A 15,603-nucleotide genomic window follows, 5' to 3' on the forward strand; every position below is an offset into this window, starting at 1 on the left:
TATGATAATAAGAGTTTTGAAAAAAGTCAATCTTATTTTGTGAAAACGTGTTCTTTTTTTGCCTGCAATATATAAAAACAGACTGAGAACCTGATATATATTCTTATCAAGCTCCAGTCTGTTTTGCGTGCTCAAACATATAAGATATAACTATGAGTAAATAACAAATGCGGATTGCTAATATCCCTTGAATTATTTAACCGTTATCTTACAGTTCAGTTTTTTCGCTCCGCTCTGCACGGTGATCACGGCCGTCCCTTTTCGGATTCCCTTTACAACACCTTTGGAATTTACCGTAGCGATCCTGCAATCCGAGGAACGGAAAAGAATCTTCTCGTCGCTGTAATACGGCACAGTCACTGCCTGGATCGTGTATGTTTTTCCACGAAGTATGGTTTTTGTTTTGGGCACGCCGGTCATCTTTACGGTCCTTACTGCGGCAGTATTGTTCAAAAAACGGAACCCATTTTTCTTTGCGTAAGTCTGAGCAGTAGAACTCTTTTTTCCGGCAATGACAAAAGTTTTATTTTTTCCACTATTGAAATTATAGCCGATCGCTTCTTTTTCTATCACTGTTTTACTGTTGAGGATCGTAATCTTTTTCATAGCCAGGCAATCATAAAAAGCATGGCTTCTGATCTTTTTCACACTGGCAGGTACTGTAATATTCCCCAGTTTTCGACAATTATTAAATGCACTGTTCCCGATCTCTGTAAGCTTCTTCGGCAACGACACCTTTCTGAGATCTGCACAAAAAGAAAACGCACCTTCACCAATAACTGTGACACTGTCCGGAAAACTTACTCCTGTCAAACCGCAATGCCGAAAGGCCGCTCTTTCTATCCTGGAAACGCCCTGTCCAAGCGTAACCTTTTTCAGCTTCATATCCGCCTCAAATAACGATTCCGGTAATATTTTCACACTTCCCGGAATGCTGACAGATTCCAGACTGTTACAGTAACTAAAAGCATATTCATCAATTTTTGTTACAGTTTTCGGTACATCCAGACTCGTAAGCTTACTCTGGTAAAAAGCATATGCACCAATGCTTTTCAGTCCATCAGGAAGCTTGATCCTGGTGATCGCAGTATCTCCAAATGCTCTTACCCCAATACTCCGCAGAGTTCCCGGCAACGAAATCCTCTTCATATTTCTGCAGCCTGAAAAGGTTCTGTCACCGATTCCCGTGATCCCAGATGCAACGGTTACTGTTTTTATCATTGCTGATCTGTATGAAAAATTATCGGTAACCTTAACCTCCCCTTTTCCCTGTATCTGCAGGTTTCCATTGGAGTACAACCGGTAAACAGCTTTGCTTCCGCAGGAGCCCTTCGCAACAAGCTTTGCAGTGCTCTGCACGCCTGCTGCCGATGCTTCCTGTGCATATTCAGCCGCATAACCGGTCTGTGCATGTACAGTCACAGAAGATACACAGGACCCTGTCAGGATCATTGCCGTTGATAACAGTATTGCGATTTTTTTCCCAAACATAAAAGCTCCCTCCCTGAGAATCGATCGGATATCCACGATCTTCTCCCATGCAGCAACAAAAGGACCGGCATACATCCGGTCCTCATGTTCATCATTTAAAATCTGTTGGTTAATCCAACCACATACATATCTTCTTTATATTCCGGGATTTTCACAAGAAGTCCCTCTGCAGTATCTTCAGTTTCTACCTTCACTGCCGGATCAAATGGTCTCAGCGCTCCGTGGTAGCCTTTGATCAGGAATTCATTTGCGCCTTCCTTAAGATGATCTGCAAACACATTCAGATTTCCGTCTTTCTGTGTATAATGAAGCTCGATTCCATTCTCAAGCAACTCAGATTCACGGTCACTGCAACGTGTTCCGTAAATACCGTCATGGTTGACTTTCAGCCATGCACCCAGGATCTTCAGTCTTCTTACCTGCTCCTCCGGGATAGTTCCGTCTGCCTTCGGGCCGATATTCAGGAGAAGATTTCCGTTATTTGCCACTGTTCCGACGAGAAGTGAGATCAGATCCGGAACAGAGATCAGCTTGTCATCGCCTTCGTTGGCATTATAACCGAAGGATAAGCCCATTCCACGGCACATCTCCCATTTTTCATTTCTGTTTACAGAACCGGATTTATATTCCTTAGTAAGGAAATCGTGATAACGTCCGTTGAAACGGTCATTTACCACACCCTCCGGAACCTTATTGTAATAATGTGCTAAGAAATACGGCATCATCTCTTCACTCTGTGTCGGCCATCCGATATCATTCCAGAACACACTCGGTGCATAATCATCTACAAGCTCTTTCATCTGATTATAGGAATAATCTGCATATGCAAATGTCGGGCTGGCTGTTCCAAACAGATCATCATCTTCAAAAATAGGATCGTTTGCATACTGCCAGTCGATCAGTCCGGAATAATACAGACCCATACGGATTCCTGCGTCACGGACAGCTTCTGTCAGCTCACCGGTGATATTTCTCTTCGGTCCCATTTCTACGGAATTGAAATGTGTATATTTACTTGGGAACAGGCAGAATCCGTCATGATGCTTGGTTGTCAGAACAACATACTCCGCACCTGCTTCTTTGAAAATCTCTGCCCACTGCTTTGGATCCCAGTTTTCAGCTTTCCACATAGGAATAAAATCTTCATATTTGAAATCTTTTCCGTATTTTTCTATATGATGCTTATATGTAGGGCCTTTTCCAATGTTCAGAGAATTGTAATACCATTCTGCATACGGATTATCCGCAAACCATTCCTTGGAATCAACCTCTCCCAGTTCCCATGTATGCGGTGCAAAAGCCGGCACGGAATAAATTCCCCAGTGGATAAAAATTCCAAATTTACAATCATCATACCATTTTGGAACTGTGTGTTCATTTACAGAGTTCCAGTTTCCTGTGAATCTTTTGTTTTCCATAGTGTAATCCCCAAACCCTTTCTGTTATATATAAGTTTATGCTGATTTCCTGAATTTTTCTTCTGACGGAACAAATCCAATTTCAACAATATTTCCCATTTATACTTGATATATGGCTTTTGTCCAATCAGCTGTGTTTATCCGGTTTATTCGAAACAGAGCCGTCTTTCCCGGTCGCTTATTCTATCGTAATCTTTAACACAACCGGCATATCCCCTGCATCAACCGTACCTCTTCCGCAGGAAATATCCAGTTCTTTATTTCTCGCAAATGCCGGATGCAGATCTGTTCCGAGGATCTCAATATCCCGGATCGTGGATTTCAAAAGCTTCATATCATTGCCAAGAGCTTTGATATGGATCTCTCCATCCTCCGGCCAGTGCAGAACAGTCGCATAAATATGATTGCTCTTACTTGTAAAACGGATATCCTCAGAAGTAAAGTTCTTATCATAGGTATCCGTGAAATGTCCCTCCGGAACTACCGTCGGTCCCTCTCCGAATATCTTCCAGTGTCTGGTTCCGTATATTGCCTCTCCGTTTACCTTCAGCCATTTTCCCATTTCTCTCAGGATATGTGCATCCTCTTCCGGAATTGTTCCATCCGGCTTCGGTCCGATATTAAGAAGAAGTGCACCATTTTTGCTGACTACATCGATCAGATCCAGCACTACATCGGAAGGCTTCTTATAATCATTTCCAATGGTATAGCCCCAGGAATTCTTAGCTACAGAAGTATCATTCTGCCACAGATCCGGTGTGATATGGTCTAACTGCCCTCTTTCCAGATCATTGACTGCGCTGCCGTAAACATATGCGTCAAATTTGGCATCAATGGCTGTTTCTTTTCCCCACTGTGCAGAACGGTTGTAATAATATGCTGCAAATTTACGAAGATACGGTTTCCATGCATACTGCTGTATCCACCAGTCAAAATATACGATGGATGGCTGATATTTATCTACGATCTCGCAGGTGCGGACAAGCCAGTCCTGCATATGCTCCTCCGTCGGAGGATTGTCATAAATATCAGTCATATCTCTGGTGATTCCTGCTGCCGGCCCATAAAGATCCGCATATTCCGGATCATTGACATCAGCCTCCGGAATCTGACGACCTCCGTTAAAGAACCAGTAATGCTCTGCTCTGTGAGAAGAAGCACCGAGAACCAGTCCCTCTTTCTCAACCTCTGTCTTCAGTTCTCCGAGAATATCTCTCTTCGGTCCCATCTCAGCAGCGTTCCAGCGACAAAGGTCACTGGCATACATCTGAAATCCATCGTGATGCTCCGCTACCGGAACTACGAACTTCGCCCCCGCCTCTTTAAATAATGCCGCCCATTCCTTCGGATCAAACTTCTCAGCCTTGAACTGAGGAATAAAATCCTTGTAGCCGAATTTATCCAGAGTTCCATATTTTTCTGTATGATGCAGGTTCTCCTTAGAGCCTTTCATATACATATTTCTGGGATACCATTCGTTTCCGAATGCCGGAACACTGTAAACACCCCAGTGGATAAAAATTCCGAATTTATCTCTTGCATACCACTTCGGTACAGGATGCTCACAGAGAGAATCCCAGGTATCCGTGTACGGTCCCTGTGCGATCACCTCATCAATCAGAGAAAGGTATTCTTCTTTTTTCATACTATCATTATTCTCCTTTCATATCAACCTTTGATAGCCTCAAAAATTGGTTCTTTTTCTACAAGTTCCAGACATACGCAGTAGTTCTTCGCATTGTGAAGTTCTTCAGGAATCTCTACCTCAATTTTTCCATCTCCTTCACAGGTTCTCATAACTCCGTAATCAAGCTTCTGTCCATTTCTTACAAGATATGCACCTGTAAGCTGGTTTCCTATATTGAGAAGTTCGATGCGGATTCTTGGAGAAAGAACATGTACATATAATTTATTCTCTCTTCTTGTAAACTCGATACCGGGAATATCATACGGATAAATGCCAACCGTCTTGGTTCCGTAAATTGCTTCGCTGTTTTCTGTTACATATCTTCCAACTTCATTCAGTATTTCCACACATTTCTCCGGAACAACACCGTCTGCTGTTGGTCCCACATTCAGAAGATAGTTTCCTCCTCTGCTGATAATTTTCAGAAGAAGATTGATGATGTGGTCTGCGCTTTTCCAATTTGTATCATACTTATTATATCCCCAGGTATCATTTACCGTTGCAGGAATTTCCCATGTATCTTCGTATGGCAGTCTCGGAATAAAATTATCACCGGTTGTCATATAATCGCCCATTTGATTTCCGGTACGTCCACTCAGCAGACAGTCCGGCTGAATAGATCTTACAAGATCGATCAGTTCCTGTGTCTGAGCTACCGTAATTCCCATTGGAGTATCAAACCAAATCAGGCCGATTTTTCCATAATTCTCAAGAAGTTCTTTTACCTGTGGTTTACATTTCTCATCTAAATATTTCTGAAAATCTTTTCCGGAGTTATCTTTATGAGCTATATATCCATTTGGGTCATCCCAGTCCTGAGACTGTGAATAATAGAATCCCATACGAATACCATATTTCTCGCATGCAAGCTGAAGATCCTTCAGGATATCCTTTCCATACGGAGTCGCTTTCACAACATTGAAATCGCTGACTTTGGAATCATACATTGCAAAACCTTCGTGATGTTTTGCAGTAAGAACGATATATTTTACTCCCCACTGTTCTTTTGCTCTCTTTACAAAAACATCTGCGTCAAACTGTGTAGGATTAAACTGTGCTGCAAGTTTCTCATATTCCTCTACCGGAATATCGAAATCGTTCTCAATCCACTCTGCGATACGATCTGTTTTTCTTCCTTTGTATTCTCCTGCAAGAATGGAATACAATCCCCAGTGAATAAACAGACCATACTTTGCATCCTCAAACCACTGTTGTCTTGTTTTTGCCATTCCTTAACCCTCCGTGTTATATTTACATACAAATTTTTATCAACCTTTAACTGCTCCGGCAAGCATACCGGCTTCTACCTTCTCATGAAGGATCAGATAAATAACTAACATCGGAATCATAGACATGATCACAAATGCAAACTGCGGACCATAATCCGTAGTAAAGTTTGATGTAAAATTCAGCATTGCTCTTGAAATTGTATATTTTGTACTATCTGTAATCAGAATCAGTGAGAAAATCAATTCGCTATATCCATAAATAAATACCAGAATTGCTTCTGTCGCAATAATCGGTTTACAAATCGGCAGCAGAATCTGAACAAGAATCCTCAGATCACTGCAGCCATCAATCTTAGCAGCTTCATCTAATCCTTTATCAAGACTGGAAATATATCCTGTAAACAAAAAAACTGCCTGCGAAAGATTAAACGCTGTATAAATTAAAATCAGGAATATATAGCTGTTTTTTGTTCCCAGTGCACTGGAGATTTTTGTTACAGAAACCAGTGTACAATGTACCGGAACCATAACACCTGCCATAAACAGGATATATACTGCTTTCAGATAGGAATAATTCTTACGTGCAATTGCATAAGCTCCAGGCATTGCAATAATAACAGTAACCACCAGTGTGGCAATGGCCACAAACAGGGAATTACCAATTGCCTTAAATGCATTTGCCGCTCGAACAGCCTCCGGATAATTACCAAAGTTCCATACTTTAGGCCAGGAAAACATTCCAAGCAAAATCTCCTCATTTGTTTTCAGTGAAGAGACAAATGTTACAATCAGCGGAAAAAATGTCACCATTGCCGCAAATATTGCAATGAAATACATAAGACCTTTTTTCAGGCCTCTCCAGAATCTATTTTTATTCATTGACATCATCATCCTTTCTTCTGTTACACATCAATCTCTTTCTTTGAAGATCACGTTATTAAGCAATAATGATAGAATCAGTCCTAATACCAGAAGAATGATACTGATTGATCCGCTTCGTCCCATAAGCTTGTACTGGAATCCCTGTGTATACAGAAGAACTGCAGGTGTTGCACTGGAATCCATAGGTCCTCCATTGGTCATGGCCCATACAATATCGAAAGCCTTCAGACATCCTGTGATACACAGTACCGAGAATACCATGAACATATTTTTACAAAGAGGTGCTGTGATATAAATGACCTTCTTAATTCCTGTACATCCATCAAGGAGTGCTGCCTCATGAACATCATCCGGAATTGCTACAATGCCTGCTGCAAAGATCAGCATGTTATAGCCTGCGTACATCCACTCATTTACCAGTACGACACACCAGATATTTACTGTAGGTGTTGCCAGCCAGTTTATGATCCATTCAGAATGTCCGATTGCTTTCAAAAACTGCGCAAGCACACCGAAGTTTGCATTCAGCATAAAGGACCACATAAGACCTACAGCTGTTGTTCCAAGCATAACTGGCATCAGATATGCTGCTTTAAAAAATTTAGTTCCTTTAAGCTTACTTGTTACAAGAAGTGCCAGCCCAAACGCAATTGGCATCAGAATGACAAAACCACCAATTACAAAATACAATGCATTCAGCATACTGTTCCAGAACTTGACACTTGTCAATGTTTTTATGTAATTCTGAAGTCCCACCCATTTTATCGGAGATCCACCGATTCCATTCCAGCTGTTCAGAGAAAGCCAGGCTGTATTGATAACCGGATAGATAACGAACACCAGTGTAATAATTACTCCCGGAAGTACAAAAAGCAGGGACTTAAGAAAAGATTTTCTATATTTGGCTGATTTAAAAAACACGAACATCCCTCCTAAAATTTGAAGCGGCAGGCATGCCGAACACATTATATTCCGCACTGCCCGCCGCTGTTTACATTCTCACTCTGTTATTCTGTTATCTTATTCATATTCAGCAATCAGATCTGTAATTGTTTTTCCTACTTCTTCGGAAGAATGTCCCATTGCAATACCCTGTAATGCCTGACGAACCGTATTGATCATATGTGTTGCACTGTCATAGTTCTCAATATCTCCACGAACCTCTTTTGTTTCAGCAATAATCTGATTTGCCTCTGCTGTCAGATAATCACCGGCCTCTGTTGTTACGTTAACACTCATTGGTGCCGGATATCCTTCATAAAACGTATTAACAACATCTTCACTTGTCATATATTTCATGAAGAGAACAGATGCTGCAACCTCATCTGCATCGCCAGTATCAACAATGTAATAAGCTTCGTTTCCACCGCCCATATCGTGGAACTCATATTTTTCATCTACATATGGGAAACGAATTGCATGAACTTTCTGACTGTCAAAAAGCTCAAGTGCATCATGATCTTCTGCACAGAACCATGTTCCCATGGTAATAAATGCACAGCCGCCAGTATTAAAGATAGATCTCTCCTGACCATCATCATTTCCAAGGAGATTTGTTCCAAGATAGCCTTTATCTACTGCATCTTTGATCATATCATATATCTTTTTCTGTTCTTCTCCATCGTAAGAAACCTCACGACTTCCCAGCTTTTCAGCCATTTCGCAGCCATATGTCTTGTAATTCAGTACGGAATGAAGATGTCCGAAACGGTAGTCATCTTTCTCACCCATATCAAATGGCTGTACACCGTTTTCTTTCAGTTTCGCACATGCATCCATCAAATCATCCCAACTTTTAAGTGATGCGGGATCAATGCCATTTTCATTGAGGATATCTTCATTATAGAACAACATTACTTCATATGCAGACCAAGGCACACCATATGTTCCCTCAACTCCATACGCTGTATAATCTGTCATTCCATCACCAATTGAGTTAAATCTTTCTTTCCACTCCGGATACTGCTCATAATACGGATCCATATCTACGATCAGATTTTCCTGTACATAACCTGCAACACGGGATCCGCCGTACTCTACAATAATATTTGGCATTGAGCTCTTATCTGCCATAAGAACAGATTCGGAATTCAACCACTCAGACTCTGTCGGAATATTAATGCTCTCTACCTTAATCCCCGGATATTTTTTCATAAAATCATCTACGATGTTCTGATAGAGTGTTCCCGTTACGTCTGCTGCATCCCATCTGGTATGGAGAGTAATTGTCACGTCCTTATATTCTCTGTTTTCCACATCATAATCTGTATCGCCGTCTGCGGCCATAACTACACACCCTGTTGATGCTACCATTGCTGCTGCCAATACAGCTGCCAATAGTTTTTTCTTCATTTTGTATCCCCCTTCTCTTTCACATTTTTTGTTTCTTGCCCCAATACCTTACGAAAAATTTTCTGTTTTTTTACGTACGCACTTTTTTAACAGATATTTTTCGACATTTTTTTATTTTTTACCTCCTTTTTCTTTTTTGTTCGCTTTTAATGTATGAGCATATATTACCATCAAACTATTTAGTTGTATATACCTATTGTTTCACAATTTTCTCAATATTCTTTTGTTTAATATGCACATGTTAATTTGTTATTTCTTATTATCATTATTTATTTTGACAGTTTTGTATTTCATCATGAAATATTGTTCTTTTATGTTTCTTGTTTTCATTTATATATTTTTTCTATTTTTTGCAAAAAAACCACTGCAGACATTTTATATCGCCGTCTGCAGTGGTTTTTACTACACTAACATATTTATTATTTTCAGATATTCTCTTCGATCACCTTTTCGATCCGTCTCTTCACTTCTTCTGCGATCTCTGTGGTATGCATATCTTTGTATTCCTCATAATACATCGGAGGAAGGATATGCACCTGTACGGTGATCCTCTCTGTAGAACCTGTATCAAAAGCCTTAAAGGAATCGATCAGTGCAACCGGAACGATCGGGCATTTCGTCTTGGTTGCAGTCTTGAAGCTGCCGCCCTTAAACGGTCCCGGATGATTTCCGTTTTTACTTCTGGTTCCCTCCGGAAAGATCAGATAATTACGACCAGCCTTCACTTCCCGTATTACATTGACAATAACCTGCATGGACTGCTTCAGGTCTTCCCTGTCAATGATAAAAGCCTTCATACAAGCAAAAACCTGCTTCAGAAAAGGAATCTCTCCAACTTCCTTCTTTACAACTACCGAAAAAGGAACCGGGCATGCCCGGATGATCGCCAGCACATCAAACAGACCCTGGTGATTCGGAAAAAACATAAACCCCTTTTCTTTTGGGATATTTTCAGCTCCATGCACATCAATATGGATATTTCCGCCTTCAATGGCACGCTCATCTACCTGTCTCAGGAATGCGTATTTCTTCTCTTCCGGATAATCATCTGTATGCGCTGCATACCAGCAAAGTTTGATCCACCAGTAAGGAACAAAGACTATATTTCTGAGCACCATCAGTAAAATCCGCTTCATTCTTACATCCTCCCGCCTCTGCTTTATCCGTTCAGTTTCCCTGCGATCTTATCCTCGTATCCCGGATTCTTTTTCAGAAAAACCTCATAAGCCTTTGTATAATCTGTATAGGTTTTCGTAGTCATAAATTTCTGATAGTCTTGGGCAGCCTGCTGGCTGATCTTATCTGAAATCTCAGAAGGCGCATACAGATAATACTTTTTGTCCTGGACCTTTACAAGATAGGTACTGATACATGGATATTCCTGCTCGTTCTCCAGAACAAGATTATAGCGGATATAAACATAAGAATAATTTTTGTTTTCAGAAATGGAGCCACAGCTGTCGATATTTACATCCTTTACTCCATGGGCCTGGAAATATTTTATCGTGGAGGAAATCTCTGTTTTCGCCTCGTCCGATAACTTATCCGCACTGTAACAGCTCTGCATCTTTTTATTCTTGCCTGCTGCTGCCGCTTTGATGTAACCTTCCACAACTCCCTCCGGAGTTCTGTGGCTGATCTTTCCGCAGCCCCTGGCCGCCAGAACGATCACCAGCAGGATCAAAATGATCCCCGCCAGTGTCGCAATGTGGACAAAATTCAGTTTTTTATTAGAGTATTTCAGCTTCTTTACAGATTTTTTTCTGCGTTTTTTCTTTGTCGTCGTCATGACTTATCCTCGACCTTATTCTTCTTCACTGCCTGTGACAGCTTCCTCTGCAGAGCCTTCTTCGTTATCGCCAGTTTCTCCGTCAGTTTTTTTGTCATTTGTATCTGCTTCCGGATCTTTATCTCTTACCTTGGCGATACTTGCAACGGTTACACCCTCTGTAAGATTGATCATCTTCACACCGGAGGTGATCCTTCCAAGGACAGAGATATCCGCACACTGCAGACGGATAATGATACCCTCTGTAGTGATCATCATGATCTCGTTCTCTTCGTTGACAGCCTTGGCGCCGACAACATTTCCGGTCTTCTCGGTGATCTTGTAGCACTTCACACCCTTACCGCCACGGTTCTGGACAGCAAACTCACTCATGGCTGTGCGTTTGCCCATTCCGTTCTCAGAAGCTACAAGCAGATAATCTCCCTGGGTGTTCAGCTGCATGGCAACAACTTCATCACCGTCAGTAAGATTCATACCTCTTACTCCCATGGACGCACGGCCTGTGCTGCGGACATCCGTTTCCTTAAAGCGGATACACTGTCCGTCCCTGGTCACAAGAATAATATCCTTGTTATTATCAGTAGCCTTAACCTCGATCAGTTCGTCATCATCACGGAGAACGATTGCTGTAAGACCTGTCTTACGGACATTCTCGTAATCCTTGATCGGAGTTTTCTTCACAAGACCTTTCTTGGTGGCCATCATCAGATAGTGACCCTCTTCATATTTACGAAGCGGGATCACAGCTGTGATCTTTTCTCCCGGTACAAGCTGCAGAAGATTGATGATAGCAGTTCCTCTGGCTGTACGACCGGCCTCCGGAATCTCATATGCCTTCAGTCTGTATACACGTCCTGTATTAGTAAAGAACATGAGATAATGGTGCGTTGTCGTCATCAGAAGCTCTTCGATATAGTCATCCTCAATAGTCTGCATACCCTTGATTCCTCTGCCGCCACGGTTCTGGCTGCGGAAGTTGTCAACGGTCATACGCTTGATATAACCAAGCTTTGTCATTGCGATCACTGTATTTTCTCTCGGGATCAGATCCTCTGTAGAGATATCATATACATCGTATCCGATGGAAGTCTTTCTGTCATCGCCGTATTTCTCTGCAATGGCAAGAATCTCCTCACGGATCACCCTGAGAAGGAGCTTGCGGTCAGCAAGAATTGCCTGGAACTTGCGGATCTTCTCCATAAGCTCTGCATACTCAGCCTCCAGCTTCTCTCTTTCCAGACCTGTCAGTGCACGGAGACGCATATCCACGATTGCCTGTGCCTGCACATCTGTCAGCTCAAAACGGTCGATCAGCTCCTGCTTGGCGATCTGTACGTTGCGGGAACCGCGGATGATGCGGATCACTTCGTCAATATTATCAAGTGCCTTCAGAAGACCCTCCAAAATATGGGCTCTCTCCTGTGCCTTATTAAGATCATACTGTGTTCTTCTGCGAACTACATTCTCCTGATGCTCCAGATAGTACTCCAGCATCTCTTTCAGATTCAGAACCTTCGGTTCCATGCTTCCATGATTTGGAACAAGAGAAAGCATGATCACACCAAAAGTATCCTGCAGCTGTGTATGCTTGTAGAGCAGATTCAGGATCACGTTGGCATTGGCATCCTTGCGAAGATCAATACAGATTCGCATACCCTCACGGCTGGAATGGTCGTTCAGGTCTGTGATCCCGTCGATCTTTTTATCACGGACAAGCTCTGCGATCTTCTCGATCAGACGTGCCTTGTTTACAAGGTACGGGAGCTCGGTAACTACGATACGGGCTTTACCGTTTGGCAAAGTTTCGATATTTGTCACCGCACGGACACGGATCTTGCCACGTCCAGTACGGTAAGCTTCCTCGATACCTCTCGTTCCGAGGATGGTCGCTCCTGTAGGGAAGTCTGGTCCCTTTACGATCTCAAGAAGCTCCTCCATAGCTGTTTCTCTGTCTTCTTCCACAATGTTGTCAATGATCTTAACAACTGCATTGATAGTTTCACGAAGGTTATGCGGCGGAATATTGGTTGCCATACCTACCGCAATACCTGTAGTACCGTTTACCAAAAGGTTCGGAAAACGTGCCGGAAGCACAACCGGTTCACGCTCTGTCTCATCAAAGTTCGGCTGAAAATCAACCGTATCCTTGTTGATGTCAGCAAGCATCTCCATGGATATCTTGCTGAGACGTGCCTCTGTATATCGCATGGCAGCCGCACCGTCACCATCCACAGAACCAAAGTTTCCATGTCCATCAACCAGCGGATATCTTGTGGACCATTCCTGAGCCATATTAACCAGCGCACCATAGATGGAACTGTCACCATGCGGATGATATTTACCCATGGTATCACCGACAATACGCGCACATTTTCTGTGTGGCTTGTCAGGACCATTATTCAGCTCGATCATAGAGTACAGAACTCGGCGCTGTACCGGCTTCAGACCGTCTCTTACATCAGGCAAGGCTCGTGAGGCGATAACACTCATGGCATAGTCGATGTAAGATTCCTTCATCGTTTTTTCCAGATCCACTTCGTGGACTTTGTCAAAAATATTATCTTCCATTCTTCTTTATTCTCCTAGATATCAAGATTCTTAACGAATCTTGCATTTTCTTCGATAAATTCACGTCTTGGCTCTACCTTGTCTCCCATAAGAGTGGTAAATGTCAGATCGATCTCAGATGTGGCAGCTTCATCCATGGTCACACGGAGAAGGATTCTCTTCTCAGGGTCCATAGTAGTCTCCCAAAGCTGCTCGGCATCCATCTCACCCAGACCTTTATAACGCTGGATCTTATTGTTTCCGTCACGTCCGATCTCGGTAAGGATATTGTTCAGCTCATTATCGTCATATGCATACCATACCTTTTTGTTCTTCTCCACTTTATAGAGAGGAGGCTGCGCCAGGTATACATATCCCTGCTTGATCAGCTCCGGCATGAACCGATACAGGAAGGTCAGAAGCAGTGTTGCGATATGTGCACCGTCAACATCGGCATCGGTCATAATGATGATCTTGTGATAACGAAGCTTGGAAATATCAAAATCCTCATGGATTCCGGTTCCGAAGGCAGTGATCATTGCCTTGATCTCTTTGTTTCCGTAAATTTTATCCAGACGTGCCTTCTCAACATTCAGGATCTTACCACGAAGTGGAAGGATCGCCTGTGTGGCACGGTTTCTCGCTGTCTTGGCAGAACCACCCGCAGAATCTCCCTCTACGATATAAATCTCACAGTTCTCCGGATTCTTGTCAGAACAGTCTGCAAGCTTTCCCGGAAGTGACATACTGTCCAGTGCGGATTTTCTTCTTGTAAGGTCACGTGCCTTTCTGGCTGCCTCTCTGGCTCTCTGTGCAAGAACAGATTTCTCAACTGTAGCCTTGGCAACTGCAGGATTCTGCTCCAGGAAAATCTCCAGCTGTTTACTTACAACACTGTCTACCGCACCTCTGGCCTCACTGTTTCCAAGCTTCTGCTTAGTCTGACCCTCAAACTGCGGATTCTCGATCTTAACACTGACGATCGCAGTCAGGCCCTCACGGATATCATCACCGCTTAAGTTTGGCTCACTGTCCTTAAGAAGCTTGTTCTTACGTGCATAATCATTAAATGTATTGGTGATCGCATTACGGAAACCGGTAATGTGTGTACCACCCTCCGGTGTATTGATATTGTTTACAAAGCCATAGGTGTTCTCTGTATAGGAGTCATTGTGCTGCAGCGCAACCTCTACAGACACGCCGTCCTTCTCACCCTCACAGTAAATGATCTCCGGGTAAAGAGCCTCCTTGCTTCTGTTCAGATAACTTACAAACTCACGAATACCACCCTCATAGTGGAATACCTTCTCGCGCTCCTGACCCTCTCTCTTATCCTCCAGTACGATACGAAGACCCTTAGTCAGGAAAGCCATCTCACGAAGTCTCTGTTTCAGGATATCATAATCATAAACAGTCTCCTCAAAGATCTCCTTGTCCGGAAGGAAATAAACCTTCGTACCGGAAAGCCCCGGTTCACAGTCACCTACCACCTTCAGCGGGTACATAGTCTTGCCACGCTCATATCTCTGTCTGTATTCCTTACCCTCTCGGTAGATGGTAACCTCCAGCCATTCGGAAAGTGCATTTACAACAGATGCACCAACACCGTGAAGACCACCGGAAACCTTATATCCTCCACCGCCGAACTTACCGCCTGCGTGAAGAATGGTAAATACAACCTCAACTGCCGGAATACCAGCCTTATGATTGATGCCAACCGGAATACCACGACCATTATCTGTAACTGTAATGGAATTATCCGGATTGATATCTACATGGATCTCCGTACAAAAACCAGCCAGTGCTTCATCGACTGCGTTATCTACGATCTCATATACGAGATGATGAAGTCCACGGCTGGAGGTACTTCCGATATACATTCCAGGCCTCTTACGTACGGCTTCCAGTCCTTCCAGGATCTGGATCTGATCCGCGCCGTATTCTGTATTCTCTGCGCCCATGTCATTCCTCCTGTTCTTGTCATCCGGACGTATTTGAAAATTCATTTCTGCAGAACCATAGCAGCTTCAGAAATTATTACATCAAATCCTGAGCAAGATAAACTGATCTGTTAATTTCAGGAAATACTGTATTTTCATTTTGCAGAAAGCAATTCTCAAACCCGCTCCGGAAGTGTCATTTATACCTGTAAAATAAATATTTTTTACATACGAATACAAAGTTTATTATAGCACAAAAAAGCCTGTA

11 protein-coding genes are annotated in these 15,603 nt (G+C 42.7%); all 11 read right to left on the bottom strand.

Translation table 11 applies throughout. The features are described 5' to 3' along the window. Positions 1-192: 192 nt before the first annotated feature. Complete coding sequence (locus tag EYS05_RS06610; RefSeq protein WP_158293311.1) at positions 193-1,491, bottom strand: leucine-rich repeat protein; 1,299 nt, start codon at positions 1,489-1,491, stop codon at positions 193-195. 95 nt (positions 1,492-1,586) lie between these two features. Next, positions 1,587-2,909 carry an alpha-L-fucosidase gene (locus EYS05_RS06615; RefSeq protein ID WP_138276846.1) on the bottom strand — a complete coding sequence of 441 codons (1,323 nt, stop codon included), beginning with the start codon at positions 2,907-2,909 and terminating at the stop codon, positions 1,587-1,589. A 178-nt stretch (positions 2,910-3,087) separates the two neighbouring features. Continuing rightward, positions 3,088-4,554: an alpha-L-fucosidase gene (locus EYS05_RS06620; protein ID WP_138276847.1), complete on the bottom strand. Its 1,467-nt coding sequence runs from the start codon at positions 4,552-4,554 to the stop codon at positions 3,088-3,090. A 23-nt stretch (positions 4,555-4,577) separates the two neighbouring features. After that, positions 4,578-5,825: an alpha-L-fucosidase gene (locus EYS05_RS06625; protein ID WP_138276848.1), complete on the bottom strand. Its 1,248-nt coding sequence runs from the start codon at positions 5,823-5,825 to the stop codon at positions 4,578-4,580. A gap of 39 nt (positions 5,826-5,864) precedes the next feature. Then, the gene (locus EYS05_RS06630; RefSeq protein ID WP_138276849.1) at positions 5,865-6,704 is read right to left on the bottom strand and encodes a carbohydrate ABC transporter permease; all 840 of its coding nucleotides are present in this window, start codon (positions 6,702-6,704) and stop codon (positions 5,865-5,867) included. A gap of 30 nt (positions 6,705-6,734) precedes the next feature. Beyond that, on the bottom strand, positions 6,735-7,628 hold the full coding sequence (locus EYS05_RS06635; protein ID WP_138276850.1) for a carbohydrate ABC transporter permease: 894 nt from the start codon (positions 7,626-7,628) through the stop codon (positions 6,735-6,737). A 99-nt stretch (positions 7,629-7,727) separates the two neighbouring features. Then, positions 7,728-9,059, bottom strand: a complete 1,332-nt coding sequence (locus tag EYS05_RS06640; RefSeq protein ID WP_138276851.1) for an ABC transporter substrate-binding protein — start codon at positions 9,057-9,059, stop codon at positions 7,728-7,730. A gap of 425 nt (positions 9,060-9,484) precedes the next feature. Continuing rightward, the gene (locus tag EYS05_RS06645; RefSeq protein ID WP_138276852.1) at positions 9,485-10,195 is read right to left on the bottom strand and encodes a lysophospholipid acyltransferase family protein; all 711 of its coding nucleotides are present in this window, start codon (positions 10,193-10,195) and stop codon (positions 9,485-9,487) included. Between the two features lie 23 nt (positions 10,196-10,218). After that, entirely contained in the window at positions 10,219-10,848 is a 630-nt protein-coding gene (locus EYS05_RS06650; protein WP_243101222.1) for a hypothetical protein, read from the bottom strand. 15 nt (positions 10,849-10,863) lie between these two features. Beyond that, positions 10,864-13,416, bottom strand: a complete 2,553-nt coding sequence (gyrA, locus tag EYS05_RS06655) for a DNA gyrase subunit A (RefSeq protein WP_138276853.1) — start codon at positions 13,414-13,416, stop codon at positions 10,864-10,866. A gap of 14 nt (positions 13,417-13,430) precedes the next feature. After that, positions 13,431-15,356: a DNA topoisomerase (ATP-hydrolyzing) subunit B gene (gene gyrB, locus EYS05_RS06660; protein ID WP_118516005.1), complete on the bottom strand. Its 1,926-nt coding sequence runs from the start codon at positions 15,354-15,356 to the stop codon at positions 13,431-13,433. Between the last annotated feature and the right edge of the window lie 247 nt (positions 15,357-15,603).

The organism is Blautia sp. SC05B48, from assembly GCF_005848555.1.
Taxonomy (GTDB): Bacteria; Bacillota; Clostridia; order Lachnospirales; family Lachnospiraceae; genus Blautia_A.